The organism is Dokdonella sp. (assembly GCF_039926425.1).
In the GTDB taxonomy this organism is placed as follows: Bacteria; Pseudomonadota; Gammaproteobacteria; order Xanthomonadales; family Rhodanobacteraceae; genus Dokdonella_A.
Window position 1 is genome coordinate 1 of sequence record NZ_JBDSWZ010000010.1, and the last position, 25,449, is coordinate 25,449.

Annotated in this window: 27 protein-coding genes and 1 pseudogene; 18 read left to right on the forward strand and 10 right to left on the reverse strand. The window is 64.1% G+C overall.

Annotated elements, in window-relative coordinates; all coding sequences use genetic code 11:
• The 3 genes and pseudogenes from ABIV12_RS00555 to ABIV12_RS00565 all read left to right on the forward strand — a co-directional run.
• Positions 1–392: pseudogene (locus ABIV12_RS00555) on the forward strand (phosphatase); the annotation flags it as partial.
• Between the two features lie 105 nt (positions 393–497).
• Positions 498–1,880, forward strand: a complete 1,383-nt coding sequence (locus tag ABIV12_RS00560) for a glutamate-1-semialdehyde 2,1-aminomutase (RefSeq protein WP_348055140.1) — start codon at positions 498–500, stop codon at positions 1,878–1,880.
• 136 nt (positions 1,881–2,016) lie between these two features.
• On the forward strand, positions 2,017–3,084 hold the full coding sequence (locus tag ABIV12_RS00565) for a TraB/GumN family protein (protein WP_348055142.1): 1,068 nt from the start codon (positions 2,017–2,019) through the stop codon (positions 3,082–3,084).
• 69 nt (positions 3,085–3,153) lie between these two features.
• On the opposite strand, the gene ABIV12_RS00570 is transcribed toward ABIV12_RS00565, so the two are convergent.
• The 3 genes from ABIV12_RS00570 to ABIV12_RS00580 form a co-directional block, all read right to left on the reverse strand.
• Complete coding sequence (locus tag ABIV12_RS00570) at positions 3,154–3,477, reverse strand: hypothetical protein (RefSeq protein ID WP_348055144.1); 324 nt, start codon at positions 3,475–3,477, stop codon at positions 3,154–3,156.
• A gap of 170 nt (positions 3,478–3,647) precedes the next feature.
• Positions 3,648–4,862: a beta-ketoacyl-[acyl-carrier-protein] synthase family protein gene (locus ABIV12_RS00575; protein WP_348055146.1), complete on the reverse strand. Its 1,215-nt coding sequence runs from the start codon at positions 4,860–4,862 to the stop codon at positions 3,648–3,650.
• A gap of 16 nt (positions 4,863–4,878) precedes the next feature.
• A complete protein-coding gene (locus tag ABIV12_RS00580; protein ID WP_348055149.1) occupies positions 4,879–5,145 on the reverse strand; it encodes a phosphopantetheine-binding protein in 267 nt (88 codons plus the stop codon).
• Positions 5,146–5,322: 177 nt separating this feature from the next.
• Between ABIV12_RS00580 and ABIV12_RS00585 the strand changes: the two genes are divergently transcribed.
• The 3 genes from ABIV12_RS00585 to ABIV12_RS00595 are packed head-to-tail and all read left to right on the forward strand — an operon-like array spanning position 5,323 to position 7,254.
• A complete protein-coding gene (locus ABIV12_RS00585; protein WP_348055151.1) occupies positions 5,323–5,688 on the forward strand; it encodes a hypothetical protein in 366 nt (121 codons plus the stop codon).
• Positions 5,685–6,068 (forward strand): EamA family transporter, encoded by a 384-nt coding sequence (locus ABIV12_RS00590; protein WP_348055153.1) that lies wholly within the window; start codon positions 5,685–5,687, stop codon positions 6,066–6,068. The genes ABIV12_RS00585 and ABIV12_RS00590 overlap by 4 nt, the downstream gene beginning before the upstream one ends.
• Positions 6,049–7,254 carry a DegT/DnrJ/EryC1/StrS family aminotransferase gene (locus ABIV12_RS00595; protein WP_348055155.1) on the forward strand — a complete coding sequence of 402 codons (1,206 nt, stop codon included), beginning with the start codon at positions 6,049–6,051 and terminating at the stop codon, positions 7,252–7,254. Before ABIV12_RS00590 ends, ABIV12_RS00595 begins: the two co-directional genes overlap by 20 nt.
• Before the next feature lie 94 nt (positions 7,255–7,348).
• Here ABIV12_RS00595 and ABIV12_RS00600 read toward each other — a convergent pair whose 3' ends face one another.
• Genes ABIV12_RS00600 through ABIV12_RS00610 form a run of 3 tightly spaced genes read right to left on the reverse strand, consistent with a single transcriptional unit; the run spans position 7,349 to position 10,198 of the window.
• Positions 7,349–8,227 (reverse strand): arginase family protein, encoded by an 879-nt coding sequence (locus ABIV12_RS00600; RefSeq protein WP_348055157.1) that lies wholly within the window; start codon positions 8,225–8,227, stop codon positions 7,349–7,351.
• On the reverse strand, positions 8,205–9,338 hold the full coding sequence (locus ABIV12_RS00605; RefSeq protein WP_348055159.1) for a GNAT family N-acetyltransferase: 1,134 nt from the start codon (positions 9,336–9,338) through the stop codon (positions 8,205–8,207). The genes ABIV12_RS00600 and ABIV12_RS00605 overlap by 23 nt, the downstream gene beginning before the upstream one ends.
• Complete coding sequence (locus ABIV12_RS00610; RefSeq protein WP_348055161.1) at positions 9,338–10,198, reverse strand: alpha/beta fold hydrolase; 861 nt, start codon at positions 10,196–10,198, stop codon at positions 9,338–9,340. Before ABIV12_RS00610 ends, ABIV12_RS00605 begins: the two co-directional genes overlap by 1 nt.
• Before the next feature lie 161 nt (positions 10,199–10,359).
• Here ABIV12_RS00610 and ABIV12_RS00615 point away from each other — a divergent pair, with 161 nt between their 5' ends.
• The 7 genes from ABIV12_RS00615 to ABIV12_RS00645 all read left to right on the forward strand — a co-directional run bounded on the left by ABIV12_RS00615 (position 10,360) and on the right by ABIV12_RS00645 (position 13,807).
• The gene (locus ABIV12_RS00615) at positions 10,360–10,545 is read left to right on the forward strand and encodes a hypothetical protein (protein ID WP_348055163.1); all 186 of its coding nucleotides are present in this window, start codon (positions 10,360–10,362) and stop codon (positions 10,543–10,545) included.
• 139 nt (positions 10,546–10,684) lie between these two features.
• Positions 10,685–10,852: a hypothetical protein gene (locus ABIV12_RS00620; RefSeq protein ID WP_348055165.1), complete on the forward strand. Its 168-nt coding sequence runs from the start codon at positions 10,685–10,687 to the stop codon at positions 10,850–10,852.
• Between the two features lie 129 nt (positions 10,853–10,981).
• Positions 10,982–11,269, forward strand: a complete 288-nt coding sequence (locus tag ABIV12_RS00625) for a hypothetical protein (protein WP_348055167.1) — start codon at positions 10,982–10,984, stop codon at positions 11,267–11,269.
• Between the two features lie 65 nt (positions 11,270–11,334).
• Positions 11,335–12,054 carry a transporter gene (locus tag ABIV12_RS00630; RefSeq protein ID WP_348055169.1) on the forward strand — a complete coding sequence of 240 codons (720 nt, stop codon included), beginning with the start codon at positions 11,335–11,337 and terminating at the stop codon, positions 12,052–12,054.
• 198 nt (positions 12,055–12,252) lie between these two features.
• Positions 12,253–12,501, forward strand: coding sequence for a hypothetical protein (locus ABIV12_RS00635; RefSeq protein ID WP_348055171.1), 249 nt, complete (start codon positions 12,253–12,255; stop codon positions 12,499–12,501).
• Positions 12,502–12,654: 153 nt separating this feature from the next.
• Positions 12,655–12,840, forward strand: a complete 186-nt coding sequence (locus ABIV12_RS00640) for a hypothetical protein (protein WP_348055173.1) — start codon at positions 12,655–12,657, stop codon at positions 12,838–12,840.
• A 739-nt stretch (positions 12,841–13,579) separates the two neighbouring features.
• The gene (locus tag ABIV12_RS00645) at positions 13,580–13,807 is read left to right on the forward strand and encodes a DUF3606 domain-containing protein (RefSeq protein ID WP_348055175.1); all 228 of its coding nucleotides are present in this window, start codon (positions 13,580–13,582) and stop codon (positions 13,805–13,807) included.
• Between the two features lie 44 nt (positions 13,808–13,851).
• Here the strand turns inward: ABIV12_RS00645 and pdeM are convergent, their stop codons facing one another.
• From pdeM to ABIV12_RS00665, 4 genes are read right to left on the reverse strand one after another with little or no spacing between them, the layout of a single operon-like run.
• Positions 13,852–14,511, reverse strand: coding sequence for a ligase-associated DNA damage response endonuclease PdeM (pdeM, locus tag ABIV12_RS00650; protein ID WP_348055177.1), 660 nt, complete (start codon positions 14,509–14,511; stop codon positions 13,852–13,854).
• The gene (locus tag ABIV12_RS00655) at positions 14,508–16,967 is read right to left on the reverse strand and encodes a ligase-associated DNA damage response DEXH box helicase (protein ID WP_348055179.1); all 2,460 of its coding nucleotides are present in this window, start codon (positions 16,965–16,967) and stop codon (positions 14,508–14,510) included. The genes pdeM and ABIV12_RS00655 overlap by 4 nt, the downstream gene beginning before the upstream one ends.
• Entirely contained in the window at positions 16,924–18,522 is a 1,599-nt protein-coding gene (locus tag ABIV12_RS00660) for an ATP-dependent DNA ligase (RefSeq protein ID WP_348055181.1), read from the reverse strand. Before ABIV12_RS00660 ends, ABIV12_RS00655 begins: the two co-directional genes overlap by 44 nt.
• The gene (locus ABIV12_RS00665; RefSeq protein ID WP_348055183.1) at positions 18,522–19,523 is read right to left on the reverse strand and encodes a ligase-associated DNA damage response exonuclease; all 1,002 of its coding nucleotides are present in this window, start codon (positions 19,521–19,523) and stop codon (positions 18,522–18,524) included. The genes ABIV12_RS00660 and ABIV12_RS00665 overlap by 1 nt, the downstream gene beginning before the upstream one ends.
• 203 nt (positions 19,524–19,726) lie before the next feature.
• Here ABIV12_RS00665 and ABIV12_RS00670 point away from each other — a divergent pair, with 203 nt between their 5' ends.
• The 5 genes from ABIV12_RS00670 to ABIV12_RS00690 all read left to right on the forward strand — a co-directional run.
• Complete coding sequence (locus ABIV12_RS00670; RefSeq protein WP_348055187.1) at positions 19,727–20,893, forward strand: AI-2E family transporter; 1,167 nt, start codon at positions 19,727–19,729, stop codon at positions 20,891–20,893.
• Positions 20,894–20,908: 15 nt separating this feature from the next.
• Positions 20,909–21,823 carry a YihY/virulence factor BrkB family protein gene (locus ABIV12_RS00675; protein ID WP_348055189.1) on the forward strand — a complete coding sequence of 305 codons (915 nt, stop codon included), beginning with the start codon at positions 20,909–20,911 and terminating at the stop codon, positions 21,821–21,823.
• Positions 21,824–21,918: 95 nt separating this feature from the next.
• On the forward strand, positions 21,919–22,599 hold the full coding sequence (locus ABIV12_RS00680; protein ID WP_348055191.1) for a 2Fe-2S iron-sulfur cluster-binding protein: 681 nt from the start codon (positions 21,919–21,921) through the stop codon (positions 22,597–22,599).
• Positions 22,596–23,582, forward strand: a complete 987-nt coding sequence (locus ABIV12_RS00685) for a xanthine dehydrogenase family protein subunit M (protein ID WP_348055193.1) — start codon at positions 22,596–22,598, stop codon at positions 23,580–23,582. Before ABIV12_RS00680 ends, ABIV12_RS00685 begins: the two co-directional genes overlap by 4 nt.
• Positions 23,579–25,449, forward strand: a 1,871-nt coding sequence (locus ABIV12_RS00690) for a xanthine dehydrogenase family protein molybdopterin-binding subunit (protein WP_348055195.1), incomplete at its 3' end; no start/stop codon positions are given. The genes ABIV12_RS00685 and ABIV12_RS00690, both read left to right, overlap by 4 nt.

Genomic DNA, 25,449 nt, shown 5'->3' on the forward strand with positions numbered 1-25,449 from the left:
TTGGAAGCTACGGCCTCGACGACGTTCCGATCATCGCGAACCGGCTCGAATCGGTGGGCGAAAGCGGATGGCAGCTCGATTTTCCGTACGGCAACCCGCAATGCCGGGTCGCCAGCGGCAACTGCAAGTGTTCCTGCGCCGGACGTGCGCGCAGCGAACAGAAGCGCGTGCTGCTGATCGGCGATGGCGCTTCCGATTTCTGCGTCGCCGGCGAGGCGGATCTGGTATTCGCCAAGCATCGCCTGATCGAACATTGCCGTTCGGCGGGCATTCCGTATGTGCCGATCACCGGATTTGCCGACGCACTCGACCTGCTGCCGACGCTGATCGCCGGCGAACTGGCTGCACACGGTGTCGACGCGTCCCCGTCATCGACAAAACTGCTCGCCTGACGCGACATCGCCTGTCAGCATCGGCGCTTTCCCGCGGGTTTGAACCCTGCGCAATTCCCGATCCCGCGCCATGGCGCGGATGATCCGATCTGTGGAGCCGCATTCTTGAACATCGACATGGCAGACAACGCTGCATCTTCTTCGCACGCCGGACTCGTCCCCGGTCTCGACACGCAACGGAGCGCCGCGTTGTTCGGCGCGGCGTGCACACTGATTCCTGGCGGGGTCAACAGCACGGCGCGTGCGACGTGGGCCGGCTGGTCGCCGTATCCGCTGTTCGTCGAAAGCGGGCAGGGCTCGCGACTGCGCGACGTCGACGGCAACGAATACATCGATTACCTGCTCGGCCTCGGGCCGATGATCTTCGGCCATCGCCCGCCGCGCGTCACGCAGGCGGTGGTTGATTTCATCCAGAACCGGGGCACCGTGTTTGCGTTGCCGACTGCAGACGAGGCGCGCCTCGCGCAGAAGATCATCGACGCGGTCCCAAGTGTGGAGCAGGTTCGTCTGTGCAACACGGGCACAGAAGCCGTGTTGTACGCGACACGCCTCGCGCGAGCGTTCACGAAGCGCAGCAAGATCATCCGCTTCGAGGGCATGTACCACGGCTTCTCCGATGGCGTGTACTGGAGCAAGCATCCGTCGATCGCAAAGGCCGGTCCGGACGCTCGCCCCGTCGCGGTGCCGCAGGGTCCGGGCATGCCGAAGGGCGTCGAAGACAATCTCATCATCCTGCCGTGGAACGACGCGGAGGCGCTTGCGGAGGTGATCGCGCGTGAGGGCGACACCATCGCCGCGGTGCTGACCGAGCCGGTGATGTGCAACACCGGTTGCATCCTGCCCAAGCCCGGCTACCTCGAAACGATGCGCGAGCTGACACGCAAGCACGACATCGTGCTGATCTTCGACGAGGTCATCACCGGCTTCCGCCTGGGTCTCGCCGGCGCGCAGGGGCGCCTCGGCATCACGCCGGATCTGTCCGTGTTCGCGAAAGGCATCGGCGGCGGCTTCCCGGTCGCAGCAATGGGCGGTCGCGCCGACATCATGGCGCTGGTCGCCAACGGCACCGTGTCGATGGCTGGCACGTACAGCGCAAACGGCATCGCGATTGCGGCGGCGAATGCGGCACTGGACGAACTGGCGACGCCGCAGTTGTACGCGACGCTCGATGCGGTCTCCGACGAATTGCGAGCGGGACTGGCGAAGATCATGAACGATGCGGGCCTTCCGGCGTATGTCGTCGGCATCGGTCCGCTGATGCAGGTGTGGTTTGCAACGGAAGAAATCCACAACTATCGCGATGCCGAGCGGCATGCCGATCAGGAGATCTTCCGGCGCTGGTGGCACGGCATGCTCAGCCGCGGTGTGTTGTTCCATCCGGGTGCGTATGAAAACCTGTTCGTCTCGACGGCACATACACGCGCCGACGTGGCGGCCACGCTCGATGCTGCCAGATCCGTGGCAGCGGAGCTCGCGCGATCGGTGTGATTGTCGATGGCATTCCGAATGCGACACTCGGGCAATGGCGGATGAATCGCTGTCGCCGGTTAACCGGTTCTTGATACACGCGACGGCGGAACCACGAACAATCGCGCTCTTTCCAGATCAAGCATGGAGCGTCAGGATGATGCGTTTCGCGTTTGCAGCCCTGCTCGGATCGGGCTGCGCCATCTCGGTCGCCAGAGCGGCGGAACCGCCCGCAGTGGATGCCGCGCAGATGGCCACCGTCGTCGTGAGCGGCGAACAGCCCGGGCCGGGGTTGTGGAAGGTCTCGCGCGGAGACCATGTGCTGTGGATCCTCGGCACGCTCGCGCCGTTGCCGAAAGACATCGAATGGAAGTCGAAGGAAGTCGACGCGGTCCTCGCGCAAGCGCAGGAACTGCTCGACAGCCCACAGGTCGGCGTCGACGCTGACATCGGTTTTTTCGGCAAACTGGCACTGCTGCCGTCGCTCGTCGGCGTGCGCAAGAATCCCGACGACGCCACGCTGAAGGAGGTCATCCCGGCGGATCTCTATGCCCGCTGGCTCGTGCTGAAGGAGAAATACATCGGTCGCAGCAGCAGGGTCGAGGAGTGGCGTCCGATCTTTGCCGCGGTGGATCTGTACGAATCTGCGATCCGCAAATCGGGACTGACCGATTCCGGGCTGGCCCAAAAGGCGGTCAAATCCGCCGCAAAACGTGCTGGTGTTCCAATCGTCGAGACGAAGGTGCAACTGCGGGTCGAGGATCCGCGCAAAGCGATCAAGGAATTCAAAAACGGGTCGCTCGATGACGTCGACTGCTTCCGGAAGACCCTCGATCGCATCGACACCGATCTCGAAACGATGCGCGAGCGGGCAAACGCGTGGGCGACAGCAGATCTGCAATCCCTGCGCAGCCTGACGTATACCGATCAACTCACCGCGTGCAGAAACGCGGTGGTGCGGAGCGATCTCGCGCGGGAACGGGGCCTGAGCGACATCGAACAACGCATCAAGGGCGCATGGCTTGTCGCCGCGGATCGAGCCCTGTCGAACAACCGCGTGACGCTGGCGTTGCTCCCGATCACCGAACTGGTGAAGGAGGGCGGTTACGTTGCCGCTCTTCGATCGCGCGGCCTGGTGGTCGAAGCGCCTGACGAGCGATCGGACGATCCACTCGTGGAACCCGCTTCGACGGCTACGGAGGGAACGCCCGCGCCGATCTTTTGACGGGCTGACGCGAAAAGTCAAAAAGAAAAGGCCCGCCAGTGCGGGCCTTTTCGTCATTCAGAGGAGCAATCAGTGATCCCAGCGTTCGCCGTGATAGCGCCAGCGATTGCCATCCTGCTCCCAGCGCGGTGCGTTGTAGCGGTAGCCGTGACGCTCACGCACGTAGTGCCCCTTGCGCCAGTTGTACCGCTTGTGGCCCCACGACCAGTAGCCTGGTGCCCAGGTGTACCCGTGGCGTGGTCCCGGAACGCGCTCGATCCTCAGCGCCGGCGGTGCGCTTGGCGCATAGATCTGCACCGACACACGCGCTTGCACGGGCGCCGTATAGGCGGCACCGGCACCGCCGATCGCGATGGCGACGGCCAGCATCAGGCTCTTGCTCGACATGTTCATGTGTTCCTCCACTGCTGCGCACCAGGTCCGGTGCTCGCTCGGGAACGCACGCTACCGATGAGGCGCTGTACGGGAACGAAACGCGTGCGCGTGCATGCGTCGCACGTCGTGGGAGAGCCATATCGGCGTCACGCTGCGCGGGTCACCACTGCGCACTCGGCGCGCGTGCATCAAGGGGCACGCCGCAATGCGACAACCGCGTTGAGTCCGCCGAATGCGAACGAATTGCTGAGCGCTGCGCGGACGTCCATGTCGCGCGCCACGTTCGGGACATAATCCAGATCGCAGTCCGGATCCGGATCGATGAAATTCATTGTCGGCGGCAGCACGCCATCGCGCAATGCGCCGATCACCGCGACCAGTTCGATTGCACCGGCCGCGCCGAGCGCATGCGCGTGCATGGACTTGGTGGACGAGACGGCGATGCGGTCTGCCTGTTCGCCGAACACGCGCCGAATGGCTCTGGTTTCGGTGGGATCGTTGCCTGGCGTGCCGGTGCCGTGCGCATTGATGTAGTCGACGTCGCCGACGTCGAGACCGCCATCGGCAAGCGCACGCCCGATGGCGCGTGCGGCTCCGGCTTCGCTCGGAAACACGATGTCGCCAGCGTCTGCCGACATGCCCGCACCCACGAACTCGGCGAGTATCGTGGCTCCACGGCGCTGCGCGTGCTCGAGCGTTTCGAGCACGAAAACGCCTGCGCCTTCGCCGAGCACCATGCCTCGGCGCTGCTTGCAGAAGGGCCGGCAGGTGTCGTCAGCCATCACGCGCATCGCTTCCCATGCCTTGACCACGCCGAGCGTGATGCTGGCTTCGGTGCCACCCGCGAGCGCGGCATCGGCGACCCCACTGCGCACCATGTGAAACGCCTGGGCGAGCGCATGATTGGCCGACGCGCACGCGCTCACGACGGCGAACGCGGGTCCGTTGAGCTGATGTTCGATGCTGATGTGACACGCGGGCGCATTGGTCATCTGGCGCACGATCGTCAGCGGATGCGTGCGTGGATTGTTCTCGCCGTACAACCGGCGCGACGCGGCATCGTGGGTCTGTTCGCCGCCGACGCCGCTGCCGATGATCACCGCGGTGTTTTCGCCGATCCCGTCGAGCGAGAAATCGATGCCGGCCTGCGCAACGGCTTCGCGCGCGGCAACCAGCGCAAACTGTGAAATGCGATCAAGCAGCAGCAAGCGCTTTTCGTCGAAGTGATCCAGCGGGTTGAAGTTCTTCACTTCGGCGGCAATGCCGAAGCGCAGCGATTCCGCTGGCAAGGTGGAGATTGGACCGATTGCCACGCGCCCTTCGCGCATCCCGGCCCAGGTGTCGATCGCACTATGGCCGAGCGGCGTGACCGCCCCCATGCCGGTGATGACTACGCGATGCATGCGCGGATCGTCGGGATCAGGCTTTCGCGACCGGGTCGGTGGTCTGCTCGGCAACGAGTTTCTCGACGGCATCGACCAGGCCCCCGACCGATTCGGTGTCGAAGTTCGGATCGCGATCGGGCATCGTGATCTTGAAATGGTCTTCGATCTCGAAAATGATCTGAACCGCGTCGAGTGACTGGATCTCGAGTTCCTTCAGGGTCGCATCCGGCACGACGCGCGCGCGATCGATTCCCGACTCCCTTGCAATGATGTCGAACACGGTGTCCTGTACGCTGCTCATTCCTGTTCTCCGAGAGGTGGTCGCGCACGGGCGGCAATGCGGGTGGCTGGCATGATCGCCGGGCGTGGGTCGATCTTCAAGCGCGGGTGCGCCACGGTTGATGCGCTTCGACAGCCACTACGGCTGCCGGGCATACTGCGCCGCCGCGATCGCGCGACCTTTCCGGAAACCGAGCCGATGTCCGCGACCGTCGTTGTTCTCTGGATGGCCAACGTACTGCTTGACACTTTCGGGCAGCTTTCCTTCAAGGCCGCGGCTGCAGAAGATCACCTCGGTGCGGGCCTCGCACGCTGGAAGGGAATGGCCGCGCGGCCTTGGATCTGGTGGGGCATCGGCTGCTACGTCGGCGAATTCCTCGTCTGGCTCGCGTTTCTGTCGCTGGTACCCCTGTCCGAAGGCGTCCTTCTCGGATCAATCAATATCGTTGCGGTGATGATCGCCGGGCGCGTGCTGTTCGCGGAGACGTTGTCGCCGCTGCGGACGATGGGCATCCTGCTCATTGCCGGCGGCGTCGCAGTGGTCGGGTTCGGCGGATCCACATGAAGCGCTTCTATCTTGTTGGATTCTTCGTGCTCGTGTGCTTCGACACGTTCGCGCAGATCTGTTTCAAGCTCACCGCCAACCACGCGATGCCGCCGGAGGCGAGCACTGAATGGCTGCTGCGAATCCTGTCATCGCCGTGGGTGTACGCCGCGATCGCGTGCTACGTCGGCGCATTTTTCACCTGGATGACGTTGCTCGAACACGCGCCGATTGGTCCGGCGTTCGCGGCGTCGCATCTGGAGGTCATCAGCGTGATCGCGCTGTCGGTGTTGTTGTTCGGCGAGCGTGTCGGCGCGCCGCAACTGATCGGCTGTGCGCTCATCCTTGCGGGCATCGTCTGCCTTGCGTTCAGTGAAACCGATGGCAAACCGTCGTCCTAGCGAAATTCCACCGACCGCCGGATTGCCTCCGCGCTGGCGCGACCTGTTTCCGTCGGCGGGTGACGACCTCGCAACGCACGCCGCGCGGCTTTTGGGTGTCGAGTCGGTGCAGGTTGAATGTTCGGGCACCGCCTGTCTGGTCATCGCACTGACGGCATTGCACCGGCTGAGCGGTCGTCGCGTCGTGGTGGTTCCTGCATACACCTGCCCGCTGGTCGCGATCGCTGTCGCGCACTGCGGTCTCGAGATCCGTTTGTGCGATCTTGCAAGCGACTCGATCGACGTTGACAGCGATCGTCTGAAAGAGGCATGCGACAGCGACGTGCTCGCGGTGCTGCCGACGCATCTCGCGGGCCGCGTGGCGGATGTCGACCCGGTGCTGTCGATCGCGCGCGCGGTCGGTGCGTACGTGATCGAGGATGCCGCGCAGGCGTTCGGCGCTCGCCGCGGAGGTCGCTCCGTCGGTCTCGACGGGGACGCCGGCTTCTTCAGCCTTGCGGTTGGCAAGGGTCTCACCACCTATGAAGGCGGACTGCTGGTCGCACGCGACGCGACGGTTCGCGAGGCGTTCGCGACTGTTTCGCGCGAACTGGCACCGCCGCGAATCGGCTGGGAGCTTCGTCGCTCGCTCGAACTGATCGGCTATCACCTGTTCTATCGTCCGTCGCTGTTGCCGCTCGCCTATGGAGTTCCACTGCGGCGCGCGTTGCGTCGCGACGATCCCGTGGATGCGGTTGGCGATGATTTTTCAAACGAGATTCCGCTGCACTCACTCGGCGCATGGCGACGTTCCGTCGCAGCGCGCGCAATCGCGCGATGGCCGGCATTCCAGGAAGAGTGCGCTTTGCAGGCGGCACGTCGCAGGATTCGCCTTGCAAAAATCGAAGGCCTTCACGTCATCGACGATCACGGCGACGCGCGCGGCGTATGGCCCTTTCTCTTGGTCATGATGCGCGATCGGCAAGCCCGGGATGCGACTTTGGCGACGCTTTGGGGTCGTGGAGTCGGTATCAGTCGACTCTTCATTCATGCGTTGCCGGAGTATGCGTACCTTCGCTCGTCGGTCGGCGAGCAACCCGTCCCGAACGCGCGCGCGTTTGCAGGACGGACGCTGACGATCTCGAACAGCCCTTGGCTCGACGACGCGACGTTCGAGCGCATCTGCGAGGTGCTGGAAACGTCGTAGGCCGGACGCGCTTTTTGCGGCCGGCGCGTTGGTCATGGACAGTCGGGCGTTCGCAACGTTGTGCAGCCACCCCCACGCGTGCGCTCGATCCACGTCACGCGGTTGAGGCAGTCACTGCGCAGATGTGATCGAGCAGCCGCAAATTGAGCGCATGGTGCTGGGTCTGCCATGTGGCCAACTGGCCGGGATCGATCTCAGGCTGCTCGTCGAGCGCGCTCAGCTTGCGTTTCCACCAGGTCGTGTAGCGATACGCGGAGACATCGCCGGTGACATCGCTTCCGATGACGTTGCCTGCGAGCGCATCGATCGCGGTGAAGAGATGCCTGTCAGTCATCCGGCCCTGATCCCAGTTGGTGCGTGCAACGTCGGCTGACAGGACGTCCTTGTCGATCGACAGGTACACGCTGGATGTCGAGCCGCGTCGCGATTCGACAAAACGATCCAGCAACGCCTCCGGCGAATCGAACGCGCGGAATGATCGACCGATTCCGACGCGAGCCGCCCAGCGGGTATCGACTCCGATCGTCCAGTAGCTGAGCTTGCCGAGGATCAGCGGCAGCAGATGGTTCTCCCATGCGTGACCTGCGCCCACGTCGGACGATCCGATCCCGACGACATGCACATGCTTGACGAACGGAAGTGCGGCGACGCGACGTACCCACGAACCACAGTGCACGCCGAACGGAAACCGCATGTTGTCCGGATGGTTGTCGAACACGATCACTTCGAACGGGCCGTCTGCACCGCGGCGCGCGACCAGCGGCCACGTCAGGTGATGGTAATCGCCGCTGCCAAGGAACACGGTTCCGGGGCGCGCCGGCAGTTGGCGTTCGACCTCGCGCGCGACGCTGCGCAAATCGCGGCGCGAGCATCCAAAGCGGATCGACTCCTGCCATCGACCGAGGTCGATCACGCGCGCGTCGGGCAACGGGCCGACGGAGCGGTCGAAGTCAAGGACGACGGGCGTGTTCAACAGAAGCCTCCCGGGGCGCGATTGCAGGGGACGATTGTGCATCGGACCACGCCCGATCGCTTTCGAATCGACCGGCCATGCGACGCAATACCATTCTGAGCATGCGACTGCGCGGACGCACCGCGTGGCGCGTGAAGGTGAAGCGTGCGCCGAGATAGGCCTTGATTTCGGGGTCGGTCCAGCCCGCGACGTAGCCGCACAGTTCGCGCTCGCGCGCGACGTCGAGGTTGTGCATCCAGCTGACGAAGTACAGGTTGTGCTCGCGCGCGGCCGGGTACGAGAACCCGACGTACTTGTCGACGAGCATGTCGTTCACCACGAAACACAGGTTCCACCCGATCATCCGGCCTTGATGGCGGTAGACGAACACCAGGCCGTTCGATGTTGCGTCGCGCAGCACTGCGTCGAGAAACGCACGACTGAGCTGGTCGAAATGGATCTCGCTCTGCGCGTAGACCTCGAGGTAGCGCGCGTAGAACTCGTCGCGCACGTCGGAGTCTTTGAAGAAGTCGGAGCCGGTGGGGATCTCCTCGATCGTCAGATTGGCGCGCGCGCGCAGTTTGCGGCGGATGTCCTTGCGGCGTCCCGGTGACAGTCGAGCGAGGTAATCGTCGGCCGATTCGAAATCGATCGGTACCCACGCGAGTGCCTGGCCTTCGAGCAGCACGAAGCCTGCGCGCTCGCATGCAGCAGAGACCTCACGCGCAAGCGCGTTGCTCGCCTGATCGAGCAGCGGCGACTCATGAGGAATGTCCTTCACGATCAGAAAGGGCTGGCGCGCCGCCGGCTCGACGAGCCACTGCGCGACCAGCGCCTGTGCGTCCAGGTGCGCGGGAAGCAATGCATATTCCGACACGGTTGTCCCGATGAAACACGTACGCGGCCGCAGCCAGCGGCTCCACCACTCATGCCACGGCCATGCCGTGACACGCCGGCGCAGCGCGTCGTCGGCCGTGGTCAGCAGATCGAAGGGTGCCACGAACGCGGGCGTACCCGACGCCAGCGCGACGGTTTCGAAATCAATCGGGGGGTGATCGAGAAAATGCCGCACCAGCGCCACCGGTTCCAGCAGGTTGCGCAACGTGGGCAGCCGATCCGTGCCGGCGTCCATCAATCGATCGCGCCAACCAGGCTCGCAGCGGTCGGCAGTTCTGCCGCGCGCTGTTCGGCAATGCGCTCGAAGAACGCAGCGGTGTGTGCGATGACCTTGCTGCGTTCCTGATCGACGGTAATCATGTGATAGCTGTCGTCGAGCAACAGCGTTTCCACCGGTGCGCGCACACCGTGTTGGACAAGGCGAACGTTGCGCAAGCTGGCGACGTCGTCGTGAGACGAATGCGCGATGAAGCAGGGTGTACGTACGCGCCCGATGCGATGGCGGACATGGCGCGAAAGGCGCTGGAATTCGGCCAGCGAAGGCCAAGGAAAGCCCGCAAGTCCTGCCGCCTGGCTGTCGCCGCCCAGCATTGCACCGACGATCCTGCGACGGATCCGCTCGTCCTTGATGCCGTAGGGTTCGACTTCCGCCGAGACGCGCGTGCGGCCGATTCCGAGTGCCGTGAGCGTCGGGAGCAGGAACGCGAAACGCCCGATCGCGGGCGTCGCCCAGCCGTCATGAAAGAAGGTGGTCCCATAAAGGCCCAGGCCGTCGACGTCGTCGGGCCGGTCGATCGCAAGCTTCAGTGCCAGCAGCGAGCCCATCGAAAGCCCGGCGACGAACAGGTGATCGACCTGCTCGCGAAGGCGGTCTGCCGCAGCCGAGACGCTCGCATACCAGTCGCGCCAGCCAGTCGCCAGAAGATCGCGTTCATCGCCGCAGTGTCCCGCGAGCTGCATGCCAAGTACGGTGAAACCGGCCCGATTGAGACCGTTTCCGACAAAACGCATCTCGGTCGGCGTGCCGGTGAGGCCGTGGATCAGCAGCACACCGCAGCGATTTCCGCGCAAATGAAATTCGGAAGATTTGATCATCGTGTCGGGAATGCAGCGGCGCGCGAGCCTAGCAAACATCGGGCTCGATCGCAGGGATCGCGGCGCAGCTTGAACGGGTTCGCTTTCGCGCAGGTTTCGCCCGGATCGCCGTTGGCCCAACCCTTGCTTGGCTTGATCGGGTCGGATATCGGGAGTGCGCAATGAGCCGTCTGGTGGAATTCTGCAATGTGTCCCTCGCCGGATTCCGGGAAGCGCTGCCGTTGCTGAGCGCGTTGATCGCCATCAAACCAGAACACAGCAGCGTTGCCGCGAGCATACCGGGGCTCGGTCGGTGCAAAAGTACATTTTGCAAGCCTGAGCGACGCAGCCTTTCCAACCCGGGCTGACGCCGATTGTCACAATCGCGCGCATCGTGTCAGTTGTCCCGATCGCGAATCGATGAACGATGCGCCTGGGCTCGCGGATCCGGTTGGCGCGAGATTTGCTGCACGTTTCCTGAAATCTGCTCGTTGCGAAAAGGGGACCATGAGCTACGACATTCTGAGGAACCTCGGTCTCGACCGGCTCGATACCAACTCGCCGGATTTTCTCAAGACGCTGGAACGCCTGCAGCGAGAGGCGTGGGAGAGTTTGCGGCGCGATGCCGAAAGCGCCTCGGAAGACGGCTGCTCAGGGGGTTTCCTCGTCGACTGACCGGGCGCGGGAGGAAGGCTGAACGTGCGGTCGGGAAAAGCATCCGATGACGCCTCCAAACATGCCGTTCGGCGGCGGTCCCGGTTAGCCCCGCTTCTTTAGCGCGGCAAGCCGGAGTAGAGTCCGGCCATGGCATCCCATCCCCCGCGCGTTCCGCCACCTCCCGTGCCCCAGCTCGACTGGTCCACCTCGGGCGCCTATCTGCGTTCCTGCAATGCATGGCTCGACCAGATGCAGCAATGGCAGTCGACGACGCTTCCGGCGTGGATCGAGCAGTCGCGTCGCTATCTTCTGCAGAACGCGTTGATGAATCCCGAAGCGCGGGTCCCAATGCCCGACGTGCAGGGCCCCACCGCGGCGCTGACCGGGCAGCCTCTGCTGGCAGTCCAGGAAATGCGACTGCCGCCGCTCGACTGACGTTCCCGGCTGTGCCGCAGACGCTTGGCTGCGTTCACCACAAGGGCATCGCTGCTGTCGTATTGATGTTGTGCGCAGTTCCGGCTTTCGCCGACGCGCCTGCATTCGATCGGCCAGGCATTGCGTTTTCGCCATCGGTGCTGGGGCAGGGCGAGTTTGCCCTCGAGCAGGGACTTCCTGATTTCCAGCACGATGATGCTGCCGACGTCGACAGCCGCTCATGGACCGCGGGAACCACGCTTCGCGCCGGGCTCGGACGGACCCTGGAGCTGCAGATCGCCGGCTCGCTGTGGAATCGTTCGTCGGTCCGCGCACACGGTGTCACGGAACATCACGAAGGCGTCGGTGACACGCGTTTTTCGCTCAAGTGGGCGCCCGCGTTGCCGGTCGACTCGCTCTCTTTTGCGCTGCTCGCAAGCGCGACCGCGGATACCGGAGCCGCTGCGTTCACCAACGACCGCCCCGTATATTCGCTCGGTGCCACGCTCGCCCGGAAAGTCGGTGCCGATTGCGCGGTTGCGCTTTACGCCAACGTCGATCACAGCGGCGGCGTCGATACGTGGACGGTCTCTCCGAACTTCAGTTTTCCGATTCGCGGTGACCTCGGCGGTTATGTCGAAGCAGGACGCACGACAGGCGGTGGCGAGTCGGACTCGCGCGTCGGCGGCGGCTTCACTCTTCTGCTGCACGACCGCGTGCAGCTCGATCTGTATGCGTTGCACGGGCTCACCCGCAGCAGTACGGATGTCACGGCCGGATTCGGGGTGTCGATGGCTTGGCAGTGACGCGCCGCTGCGACGCGTCGAATCGACGTTTTCCTACACGTCGCGAAGGAATATGGCCGCATCGCGCACAGCGCGCGAGGAGGAATCTCCCATGGATCCGCCGGGTCGACGACTCGCGGTGGCTCAAGAAAGGACTCCGCACCACAGGCACGATGCCTGCCGCCGAAGCGGGTCGATCCTTTCTCGAGAGATGACCTCATGCCCGTCCAGAATGCCGCAGCCACCGTGATGGCTGCCGTCAGCGTCCTGCAGGAAGCGCGCAGCGCGTGCGCCGATCTGCATCCCTTGAGTTTCCCGATGACGGATCGCGAGCTGCAGCAGCGCGCAGAGATGATCGACAAGATCATTCGAGCCCGGCGCAAGTTGCAGCTGCTGCGAGATCGCGCCGAAGCCCTTGAAGATGCGTTGGGCAGATTCAAGGCCCGGCGCGAAGCGATGCGTCGTTGATGGTCGCGCTTCGGCTGCGAGCGCGCCGCTCAGGTCAGCGGCACACATGCATCGTTCCATGCGCGCTCCTGGATGTTTCATCGGACAATGGCGTGTGGTCGTCGCTCCAGTGCGCCAGGCGCGAACCATCCAGATCGAAACCAGTGAGGCGCCATGAACAAGGGTGATTTCGTGGGCGGAATCCAGGTCGAGCCCATCTTCGGTGGCCCTCGGGTGATGACGCTTGGTGGCAGTGAAGACAACTGGATCTGTACATGGGTCGACAATGGCCAGACCATGACAAAGCATTTTCAGCCCGAACAGCTGCAGGTGGCGACGTCGACGAAGTCAGAGAGCTAGGTTCTCCCGCGCAACGGAGCATGCCGCTGCCCGGCGGCGATGGCGGTGGCGGATTGCCGCCACTGCGTTCCGCCTCGAGTCGGCCAGGTTCCGCTGAGGGCGCGCGCCGACCGCCGTTCGCGCGCCCGGTCTGTTCCACCCTGGACAGCACCGCTCTGGTCGGTCAGCCGGTGCTTCGGCCGCGCGCGCAGCAACCCGAGTTCCGGAGGACAGCGTAGCCGTTCGTCGCGGCTTTGCCGCCATGTCGGTGCGCGCGGAGTCGCGGGTTCCAACGTTGCGCGCTGGCGTGGACGATACAGGCCAATGACCACTCCATTTGCCGCGCGCGGGCCGCTTGGTCAAATGACAGCGCTGGACTTTCTTATTCTGGCTCGCGCACCTCGATTTTCTCCCCCAACGGCACTCAGCCTATTTTTGAGTTGGATCGTTCCAGTTCGGCCGAATAATCACATCGAAAAACCAGTAGCTCGGCGCTACCAAGATCGATTCAATACGCGAAAAGCGCGCCTTGTGGCGAGATGAGCTTGTATTTGAATCGAGATAAATCCCTCGGAACGGAGTCGGATGATTATCCGGAAATGCGTATTAAACGCCGGCTTGAAAGCGCTTTCGCGTAATGAAAGTTTGCAGTCGCTGAGCGTTTTTCCCCAGTTGAAACACGTATTTTAGTCGTGTGCTTTCATTCAATTGGAGGCAGAATGACAACGGTCACGGCACGTGACGAAAAGTGGAGAGAGCAATGACCGCGAAGACAAAGTCTGCTGATCTCGAAACGAGCGCATCGATCTCGCTGCGGCTGCCGTGGGAGCGCGCGCTCTGGAAACAGCGATTCCACTGCTCGCTGGGCGCACTCCATGAAGTCATCTCCGCGGTCGGGCGCAGCGTCCTCGAAGTGGAACGCGAGTTTGCGCGCCGTCAAGCACCGGCAGCGCGGGTGGTGGGTCGCCCGAGAAAGGTACAGGCCTGACGAGGCGAGTCGACGCTTCGCACTCGCAAGGCTGCGGACGTTGATCAGGTATTCCGGGACTCGCCCGAAAGATCGACGATGCCGCCGGGCGTGATTGCAAACACGCGATCGGCTGCATCGGGCCCGTGAGGTGCGAGTCCACACAGAGAGCCAAAAGCCGGAAGCACGGAGCGGTTCGCGCTGATCCAGAAAGCAGGTAGCCGGAGCCGCGTGCGTCCATCGCGCATCACGATACCGGGATGAACATGACCGCCCAGCACGTGAAGCGTCGATGCCTGATCAGGGGCGTGCCTCAACAGGAACGGCTTGGCAGCGATCTCGTTCTGGATGGCAAAGCCCAGCGCTGCGAGCGGCATGTGGCGATCGTGATTTCCGGCAACGAGAACGAGCTCTACGGCGGCGTGCTGCTCGCGCCATTCCCCGAGCGTGTCCAGCCAGGGCGCCGCCGCACGTTCGGCTCCATGAATCAGGTCGCCAAGCACGATGACGCGATCCGGTCGATAGTCGTCGATCAACGCCCCCAGACGCGCAAGGTCACGCGTCGTCGTTCCGCGCGGAATCGCAGCGCCTGCCTGGCGCAGGAGACTGGCCTTGCCCAGATGCAGGTCGGCGACCATCAGCCAGCGTCGCTCTGGCCAGAAGAGCGCTCGTCGCGCATCGAGCACCATCGATTCCCCGGCAATCGGGAGTTTGATCGCCTTCATCCAGCGCGTCGGTCGAGATCGGCAGCGAGCCGCTGCACGCGCGTCTCCCAGTCTTCGGTCGACAGCCCGCCGCGGATCCATTCGCTCCACAACGGAAAGGCGAGCGGAGTGAGTTGTGCAGGCCGCATCATCAGCGGCTCCCGATGCGCGAGCTCGTGCAGACATGCCTGCAGATGCGCAAAGTCGAACGTGCGTTCGAGCACCTCCTCGGTGGCCTGTTGCAGCAGGACATGCGTCGGGTCGTGTTGCACAAGGACATCATGGATCAGGCCGGTGCCCGCCTGCAGGTGGCGTACGGTTTTGTCGTGGCCCGGATGACTGGCGAATACCAGACCGGCGATGCGCGCGATTTCGCGGAACTGCCGCCGCGCAAGTTCGCCGATGCCAATTCCGTCGAGCAGATCCTCGCGAACCCGATCGGGCGAGAGCAGCGTTTTCATCAGCGTCGCGTTGAGATCTGGCAGACGTTTCGCTGACACGAGAACGCCGTAGTCGTTCGCGCCGAATGCGAGCGTCGCCGGTGCGATCCGTCCGAGGCGAAGTGCGAGCAATGCGCCGAGGCCTTCGTGCACGAGACGTCCGGCGAATGGAAACACGAACAGATGCTCGCCATCACGCGCTGCGATCCGCTCGATCAGCAGCTGCCCGGTCGACGGCAACGCCGACCGTTCGCGCTGAAGTGCGAGCAATGGTTCGAGCCGGCGCATCTCCGGCTCCATCGCGCCCGGGTCGGCAAGGATCTTCTGCAATCCTTGGCCAAGTTCGTTCGACAACGCGAGACGCCCACCCATCCAGCGCGGCACCGTGCTCCGTCGGCCGTTGGCGAGACGGACCCACGCCGTCATGTCGCGCACGCGCACCAGTTCAAGGCTGCGGCCCGCGAACAGGAATTTCTCGCCCGGGGTAAGCCGTGCCGCGAAGGTTTCCTCGACGCGACCAATGCGTCCACCTTTGAGATAGCGCACTTCGATCGAACCGTCGGCGACGATCGTGCCGATGTTGTAACGATGCAGTCGTGCGATGCGCGGCGTGCCGATGGTGTAACGGCCATCCACCTCGACGATCTTTCGGTAATCGGGATACGCGTTGAGCGCGGGTCCCCCGTGCACGAGGAAGGCCAGCACCGCATCGAACGCGTCGCGCGTCAGCGTGGCATACGCATGCGTCGAGCGCACTTCGTCGAATGCCGCCTCGGGAGTGAAGCCACCGCCCATTGCAAGCGTGGTCAGATGCTGGGCAAGCACGTCGGCGCCGCCTCGCAATGGTGTCCGCGATTCGATGCTGCCGGCGGCGAGGCCGCGCCTCGCCGCGGCGATCTCGGCAAGTTCGAGACTGTGCGTCGGCACGCACAGGATGCGGCTGGCCTCGCCAGGCCGGTGATTGGAGCGACCCGCCCGTTGCAGTAGTCGAGCAATGCCGCGCGGACTGCCGATCTGGATGACCGCATCGACCCTGGCAAAGTCGACGCCGAGGTCGAGGCTCGACGTCGCAACCACGCAGCGCACCGATCCGTCACGAAGCTGCTCCTCGACGGTCTGCCGCAGTGCCCGGTCAAGCGAGCCGTGATGGATCGCGAGTGTCTCGGGTGGATGCGGCCACACAGCCGCAAGCGCCTCGTGCCAGAGTTCGGCTTGCGATCGCGTGTTGGTGAAGACCAGCACCGAGCGTGCCGCACTTGCCGCGTCGACGACACGGCGCAATTGCGACAAGCCGAGATGTCCTGCCCACGCAAAACGTTCCACGCGGTCGGGCAGCGCGGTGTCGATGATCACGCGGCGCGGCGAGCGCGATGCGATCAGCCGCCCGTCCGACGCATGTCCGAGCAGCGTCGCCATCGCTTCATCGAGATTGCCCAGCGTTGCCGACAATCCCCACGTGCGCAGTTCAGGCACGATTCGACGCAGCCGCGCGAGGCCGAGTTCGAGCAGCACTCCCCGTTTGCTGCCGAGCAGTTCGTGCCATTCGTCGACGACCACGGTTGCGAGATGCGCAAAGCGCTGTGATGCGTCGTCATACGACAACTGCAGCTCGAGGCTCTCCGGTGTCGTGATGAGCAATTCGACCTGACCCTTGCGCAAGCGCGTGCGCTCGCGGCTGCCGCTGTCGCCGGTTCGACGGATCACGCGCCAGTCGACGCCGAGATCGGCGAGTGGCGCCTGCAGCTGCACCAACAGATTCGCGGCAAGCGCGCGCAGCGGCGTGATCCACAGCAGCGTCAGTCCAGGCCGCTCTTTCGGATCGTGAGCCAGCGCCTGCGCAAGCGGACCGCCGAGCGCAGCAAGCGTCTTGCCGCTGCCCGTTGGCGCGTGGATCAATCCGCTCTCGCCGTCGCGCCACGCCTGCCACGCCGCGCGCTGGAACGGCGCGACGCGCCCGCCGTTGCGCACGGCGAGCCAGTCGGCAATGCGGCGCTCAGCCGCCCGCCAGCGTCTTGAGCTGATCGAGGCGGTCGGCATCGCGAATGGAGAGGTCGTGGCGCCAGCGAAGGATGCGCGGAAAACGCACTGCGACACCGGCCTTGTGACGTGACGAGGCATTGATTGCCTCGAACGCAAGCTCGAACACATGATGCGGTTCGACGGAACGCACGGGCCCGAACCGTTCGAGTGTGTGGCTGCGGATCCATCGGTCGAGCTTGCCGATTTCCACGTCCGAGAGTCCGGAATAGGCTTTCGCGACCGGCACCAGCACATCGCCGTCCCACACCGCGAACGTGTAGTCGGTATACAAGTTGGAACGACGACCATGACCCGCTTGCGCGTAGATCAACACCGCGTCGAGCGTGTACGGATCGATCTTCCACTTCCACCAGTCCCCGCGCCGCCGGCCGACCTGGTACGGCGAATCGAGGCGCTTCAACATCAGTCCTTCGACGCCGCGATCGCGCGCTTCGTCGCGTCGGCGGGCGAGGGCGCTCCAGTCGCCGTCGTCCACCGTGGGCGACAGGCGGATGCGCTGCGTTGCGTCGGTATCCTGTGACGCCAGCAACAGCGCGAGGCGCGCTCGTCGCTCCGACAGCGGCAACGTTCTCAGATCCGTGCCGTCCTGTTCCAGCAGGTCATAGGCCACCAGTACGACCGGATTTTCGGCAAGCAGCTTTGCTCCCGGTTTCAAGCGCCCGATGCGCTTCTGCAACGCGCCGAAGCGGAGGGGCGCATCGTTGCGCCACGCGACAATTTCGCCATCGATCGAAACGCCGTCGGGCAATGCGGTCGCCGCCTGTTCGATTTCCGGGAAGCGACCGTCGAGGCGCTCTTCGCCGCGCGACCACAGCATCGCGTTGCCTGCGCGCTTGAGCAATTGCGCACGGATCCCGTCCCACTTCCACTCGGCCAGCCACGCAGGCCGCTCGCCGAGTTGATCGACCGGAGTTTCGAGCGGCGAAGCGAGGAAAAAAGGATACGGTTGATCCACGGTCGCGGCGGTCGCGGCCGGGTCGAGCAACCGTCGGAACGCGTCCGCAGTCGGGCGCCAGTCGCCGCTGAGGCGATGCGCGATCTGCGCAGTTTCGAGTCCGCTGGCTTTCGACAACGCCTGGACGACGAGCCGCTTCGACACGCCGACGCGCAAGCTTCCGGTGAGCAGTTTGTTCAACACGAAGCGCTCGGCGTGCGGCAGTTTCCTCCACCACGCAAGCAGGCGCGCGCCGCGTTCCGTTGCGTCCAGCGCGGGCAGTGGCGCAAGCCGCTGTTCGATCCACACGTGCAGCGGCGCATCGTCAACCGCTTCTCGCGACGCATCCATCAGCAGGTCGATCGTTTCGGCGAGATCTCCGACGTGGCTGTAACTCTCGTCGATCAGCCAGATCGGATAACCGCTCGCATCCGCCGCAAGCTCGCGCAGTTCTCCCGAACGGATCAGCCGTTTCAGCTTGCCGCCGGCCAGCACGTGCACCGCCCATGCCGCATCGTCGGGTGGTGCATCGTCGAAATATGCGGCAAGCGCCTCGACTTTCGCGGTGGTCGCCGTCGATGCATCGAGGCGCGCATACAGCGCTGCAAACCGGCGCATCAGTCCTCACGCTCGAAATCTGTGCGCAGTGGCTCGGCATCGAGGCCGAGTTCGCGCAGGTAAGGCACCAACGCATCGGTGTTGCCGTGCGTCGGGAGTACGCGGCGGGCGCCGGTCGCGCGGATGGAGTCGATCAGGCCGGGCCAGTCGGCGTGATCGGAGACGACGAATCCGCGGTCGTAGCCGCGTCGCCGCCGATTGCCGCGGATGCGCATCCAGCCCGATGCGAACCCGGTCGACGCGTTGCCGAAGCGGCGCATCCACGTCGACCCTGCCGCGGACGGCGGCGCGAGGATCAGCTCGCCGGCGAAATCCCGTCCGCGAGCGCTGTCGGACACCGGAATCGTCGGCAGCATCCGAACGCCGAGTTCGCGATAGCGCTCGACCAGCGCGATCATTGCGCCATGCACGTGCACCGGGCGGTCGATGCGCAGCGCGAGTTCGGCCAGCAGCCGCTGTGCCTTGCCGAGCGAATAGCAGAAAAGAACGCACGGCACGCCGCTCGCCGCGCATTCGTCCCACCAGCCGACGATCTCGCGAGTCACCTCGTCCATCGATGGCCAGCGGTACACCGGAAATGCAAATGTCGCTTCGGTCACGAAGACGTCGCATGGCACAACTTCGAACGGCGCGCAGGTCGGATCCGGATTACGCTTGTAGTCGCCACTCACGACACAGACGCGGCCGTCGACTTCGATGCGCACCTGGGCGGAACCGAGGATGTGACCGGCCGGATGCAGCGAAACCGTTGCATCGCCGAACCGACGCTGCTCGCCGTACGCGAGTCCAGCGATCGTCGCACCCGCCAGGCGTTCCTGCAGCAGCGGCAATCCGACCTCGGCGGAGACGTAGAGATCCGATCCATTGCGCGCATGATCACCATGCGCATGCGTGATGATCGCGGTTGCGCTCGGCTTCCACGGATCGATGTAAAAATTGCCCGCCGGGCAAAAGAGACCTGCGTCCGTCGGCCGGACGAGGTCGCTGTCGATGAGTGCCATGGTCCGAACGCTATCGCCCGGTCGATGAATGAGGGCAGAGCGGTCGCAGTGGAGCGCGATCTGCGGGCGGCATCGACCAGTGCAGAAAGACCGTTCAGTCGCCGTCCGGTCTCACTCGGTGACACTCGCCGCGCTATCCAAGCAGTCGGATTCGCCGTTGTCGTCCGATCCGGGCCAAAGTGATGCAACAGGGGAAGGACGCAATGAGCGCAGTGGCCGATCGACCGACCGGGGAGCTTGATCAGGTCGAGAAAAAACGCGATCCCGCGATGATTCCGACTGTCTCGCGCCCCGCGAAACCCGTCGCAGTGCGGCTTGCGACCATTGCCCGCTCGCTGGTCGTGATCGCGCTGATCGCTGCACTTGCGGCGAGTTATCTTGCTCGCGACATTCTCGCGCCGATCATGTTCTCGCTGCTCTTGTCACTGCTGCTCTCGCCACTGGTGCTGCTGTTGCAACGCGCGCGCCTGCCGAGGACGCTTGCAAGCGGTCTCGTCGTGCTGTTCTTCGTCGTGGTCGCGGTGGGCGCGATCGTTGCCTTGGCACAACCCGCGCGCGACTGGATCGGAAAGGGCCCTTCGGCGATTCAGTCGGTGCAGGAACGCATGCGGGAAATCCGGACGACGTTCGTGCAGGCGACCAGGGCAACCCAGACCATCGAGGACCTCACCCATCCGGGCGACAACTCCAACCAGGTCGTCGTCAAGGATTCGCCGAACATGCTGACGGGAATCCTGTCCAGCACGCCACGTGTCCTCGAAGCTGTCGCCGCGGTGATCCTGCTGGTGTTTTTCTTCCTGTCCTCGGGTGACAATTTTCTGCGCCGACTGGTCGAGATCGCGCCAGGCATGCCGGAAAAGCGCGTCGTCGTCAGCATCGCGCGCGACATCCAGCGCGAGATGTCGCGCTATCTCCTCACCATCACAGCCATCAACTTCGGACTCGGCTGCGCCACGGCGATCGCGATGGCGATGCTGCAGATTCCGAATGCGATCCTGTGGGGGGCGATGGCGTTCCTGCTCAACTTTGCCCCGTATGTCGGCGCCGCGATCACCGGACTGATTCTCGGCATCGTCGGGTTTTCGACCTTCAATGCGATGGGGCACGCGCTCGTCGTGCCGGGCGTGTTCTTCCTGCTCGCGTTCATCGAAGGTCAGCTCGTCACGCCGACAGTGATCGGTCGTCGCCTGTCGCTCAATCCGGTCGTCGTGTTCGTCTGGTTGCTCCTGTGGGGATGGCTGTGGGGAATCCTCGGCGTTCTTCTGGCCGGGCCGCTGCTCGCGTGCTTTCGCATCGTCTGCCAGCACACGGAAGCATTGCGACCGATCTACGTGCTGATTGGCGAGGCGCGACTCGATGATGAGTCCTGAGGCGACAGTGGCAGAATGAGTCTTCCGGATCTCCAGCAGCCTTCGACCGATGCGGGCAGTCCGCCGGCGAGCGCGCGCAACGGTTCGATGATGCCGCACCGCATTGCGTGGACGGCGATCAACGGATTCATCGACCATGACGATCTGACGCTGGCAGCAAGCATCGCGTACTACACCGCGCTGTCGCTCGCGCCGCTGCTCGTGCTGGGGCTGTGGCTGGCGGCATCCGTGTCGCCGAATGCGCAGGCGGAGTTGATTGCACAGATCGGCTTGCTTGCAGGCAACGATGCACAGGCGGCCGTGCAGCTGATCATCGAAAACGCGTCGTCCAAACCATCGGCCGGAAGCTTCGCCGGCTTGATCGGTATCGGCGTACTCGTGTTCAGCGCGACCGCGGTGTTCTCGCAATTGCAGGGCGCGCTCAACGTGATTCTTGAAGTCGACGCGCCGCCACGGACGGAGACCACCTACCTTCTGCTGCAATGGCTGCGTCGTCGGATGTTGTCGATCGGCATCCTCGCGGCCGTGACGTTCGTGCTGATGGTGTCGCTCGTGGTCAGCGCGGTGCTCGGGATGCTGCTGCCCAAGGAAGGCGAGGTATGGGACATGGCCACCCAGGTGATCACCACGATCGTGTTCACCGTGCTGTTCGCAGCGCTGTTCAAGTACCTGCCGGATGCGCGGCTTTCATGGCGCCACACCGTGTTCGGCGCCCTGATCACCGCACTGCTGTTCACCGCCGGGAAGTACGGCATCGGCGCGTACCTCGCAAACAGTGGCGTGGGCGGCTCGTATGGCCCGGCCGGATCACTGGTCGTGCTGCTGGTCTGGGTGTTTTATTCCGCAGCGATTTTCCTGTTCGGCGCGGAGATCGTCCAGGCAATCGCGACGGCGCGGGGCGTGCGTACCGCGCAAAAAGCACTGGCATGACTGTGCAGTGAATGCCATACCGCGACTTCAGCTGAGGTCGCTGCGTGATCGGCATCCTCGGGTGTTACTTCCGCCGCGACGAAGGGACATCGGCAATGCCTACCACACCATCAACGTTTCCTTCGGCCGTCAGCCGGCGCGCCTTTCTTGGATCGGTGGCGGCGACGGCAGGCGCCGCGGCGTCGGGGCTTGTGTCAGAAACCGTCGGTGCGCACCCTGCGGCCGACGATGCTGGTACCGGGAAAGGGCCACCTCCCACAATCACTCTTTCGCTGCGCATCAATGGGGAAAAGCATTCGCTGACCGTTGAGTCCCGCGTGACCCTGCTTGACGCGCTGCGCGATCATGTTGGTCTGGTCGGCACCAAGAAGGGATGCGACCGCGGGCAGTGCGGGGCGTGTACCGTTCTGGTCAACGATCGCCGCATCAATGCGTGCCTCACCCTTGCCGTGATGCATGAGGGCGATGACATTCGCACCGTGGAAGGCCTTTCGAACGACGCGTCGCTCAGTCCACTGCAGCAAGCGTTCATTCGCCATGACGCATTCCAGTGTGGCTTTTGCACGCCGGGGCAATTGTGTTCTGCGACCGCGTTGATCGGCGAACTCCAGCGCGGCGAACCCAGCCATGTATCGGCCAACGTTCGTGCGGCCGGCTCGATCGCGGTCAATTCCGACGAGATTCGCGAACGGATGAGCGGCAATTTGTGCCGCTGCGGCGCCTACCCGAACATCGTCGCCGCAATTGCCGAAGTCGTCGCGAAGGAGCGTGCATGAATCCGTTCGAGTACGTGAAACCTTCCTCGGTCGATTCCGCGATTCGCGCAAAAGCAAGGGCCGGGGCGGCCTTCATCGGCGGTGGCACCAATCTTCTCGACCTGATGAAGGGCGAGATCGAGCATCCGCGAACGATCGTCGACATCAACGGGCTTGGACTTGACCGGATCGAACTCCTTCCCGACGGCCGTCTGAGAATCGGGTCGGCTGCACGCAACAGCGACATGGCGGCACATTCAGAGGTGCGTACACGTTATCCATTGCTGGTCGAAGCGATCGTCGCAGGCGCGTCGCAGCAGTTGCGCAACATGGCCACCGCCGGTGGAAACCTGCTGCAGCGGACGCGCTGCCACTACTTTGTCGACACCGCGTTCGAGCGATGCAACAAACGCAATCCCGGCTCGGGCTGCGCTGCACTCACGGGTGAACAACGCCAGCATGCGATCTTCGGCGCCAGCGATCGTTGCATCGCAACGAATCCGTCCGACATGAACGTCGCGCTCGCCGCGCTGGACGCGACGATTCGCGTGCAGGGTCCGAAGGGCGAACGCTCCATTCCTGTTGGCGACTTCCATCGGCTGCCGGGCGGGCGGCCGCAGGTGGATACCACACTGGCCGACGACGAACTGATCCTGTCGATTGATCTGCCGGAAAACCGCTGCGCCGATGGAAGCCATTACCTCAAGATCCGCGATCGGGCGAGCTATGCGTTCGCACTGGTGTCGGTCGCCGCCGCGATGCACATCGAAAACGGCGTCGTATCGGACATTCGTATCGCGCTCGGAGGCGTCGCTCCGAAACCATGGCGAGCAACAGCCGTGGAGCAGCAGCTGATCGGCAAAGCGCTCACCCGGGGTGCGATCCGCGAGGCCGCCAAGGGCGTGGTCGATGGCTCGAAAGCTTTCCCGGGCAATGCGTTCAAGCAGGTGTTGTTGCCGCGGGCGATCGCTCGCGCCGTGCAGGTTGCGGGAGCAGTCTCGTGAGTGCGGTCGGTGCCTCGATCGACCGCATCGACGGGCCTTCGAAGGTTCGTGGTGAGGCGATTTATGCCGCGGATGTGTCACTTCCGCGAATGACGTACGCCATCCTTGTGCTGAGCACCAAACCGGCTGGCCGGGTGGCGATCGATGCCCGTGAAGCGGCGCGGATGCCAGGCGTGGTTCGCGTGATCACGTCGACCAATGCGATCAAATTCGCGGTCGACGAGGAGAAGCCGCCGCTGCGTCCGCTGTCCCTGTTGCAGGATGATGTTGTCCACTACAACGGGCAGCCGATTGCCGTGGTGGTTGCCGAGCAGCTTGACCAGGCGCGGCATGCCGCATCGCATCTGATGATCCGTTATCAGGCGGATGCTGCAGTGCTCGATTTCGATGCGGCAAAGGCGACGGCGAAGACGCCGAAGGATGCGAATCGTCAGCCGACCGATCTTGCGTGGGGCGACGTCGACGGGGCGCTGGAGAGGTCCGCGGTGCGCGTCGATGCGCGCTACACCACGCCCTCGCAGAATCACAACCCGATGGAACCGCATGCGACGGTGGCGGAATGGGTCGGGAAGAAGTTGACAGTGCACGATGCGACGCAGGGCGTGTTCGGCTGCCGCACGACGCTTGCGAAACACTTCTCGATTCCCGAAGACGACGTGCGCGTTCTGTGCCCTTTCGTCGGTGGCGGATTCGGTTGCAAGGGCACTGCGTGGTCGCATGTGGTCCTCAGCGCGATGGCGGCAAAGCTGGTGGGCCGACCCGTCAAGCTGGTACTCGACCGCACACAGATGTTTGCGCCGGTCGGCGGTCGTCCGCGAACAGAACAGCACATCGTGCTCGGCGCCGATGCCGAAGGACATCTGCTCGCCATTCGCCACGCGGTCATGACGCAGTCGTCGATGCTCGAGGACTGGGTCGAGGCGTCGGCGTTGCAGACGCGCATGTTGTATGCGTCGGAGAGCGGTGACACCACGCATCGACTCGCCAAACTCAACATCGGAACGCCGACGTACCAGCGCGCGCCGGGAGAGGCCTCCGGAACGTTTGCGCTGGAAGTAGCGATGGACGAGCTGGCGCAGGCGCTGAAGCTGGATCCGGTGGAGTTGCGCCTACGCAACCATGCGGACAAATCGCCGGCAGACGGGAAACCGTTCTCGGCAAAATCGCTGCGAGAGTGCTATCGCGTGGGCGCCGAGCGGTTCGGCTGGTCACGGCGCACGGCGGCGCCTCGCTCGATGAAGGATGGACAGTGGCTTGTCGGAATGGGCATGGGGACCGCAACCTATCCGGCGAACCGTTCGAAGGCATCTGCGTTGGCGACAATCCTTGCCGACGGCACCGCGCTCGTCCAAGCCGGTTCGCAGGACCTCGGCACGGGCACGTACACAGTGATGACGCAGGTTGCCGCGGATGCGCTCGGACTGCCGCTTGGGAAAATACGGTTCGAGCTTGGCGACACGCGCATGCCGGAAACGCCGGTGTCGGGCGGCTCGCAAACTTCGGCGAGTGTGTCGAGTGCGGTACAGGCAGCGTGTTTTGCCGCGAAGGAAAAACTGCTTGCGGCCGCGGTCGACGGGGAGGGCTCGCCGCTTGCTGGCGTTGCACTCGAGAATCTGAAAACGGACGCTGGCTGGATCGTGTCCACAGAGACCAGGTCGAGGCGGGAGTCGTTTGCCTCGGTGATCGCCCGCCACGGCGGCACTCCGATCAGCGCAAAGGCGCAGTCGAGCCCCGATCCGGCGGCCAAGGACAAGTTCGCATTCCACTCCTTTGGCGCGGCATTCGCAGAAGTGCGCGTCGATCCGGATCTCGGCATCATCCGACTCCATCGCCTCCACGGGACGTACGACATCGGTCGGCGCCTCAA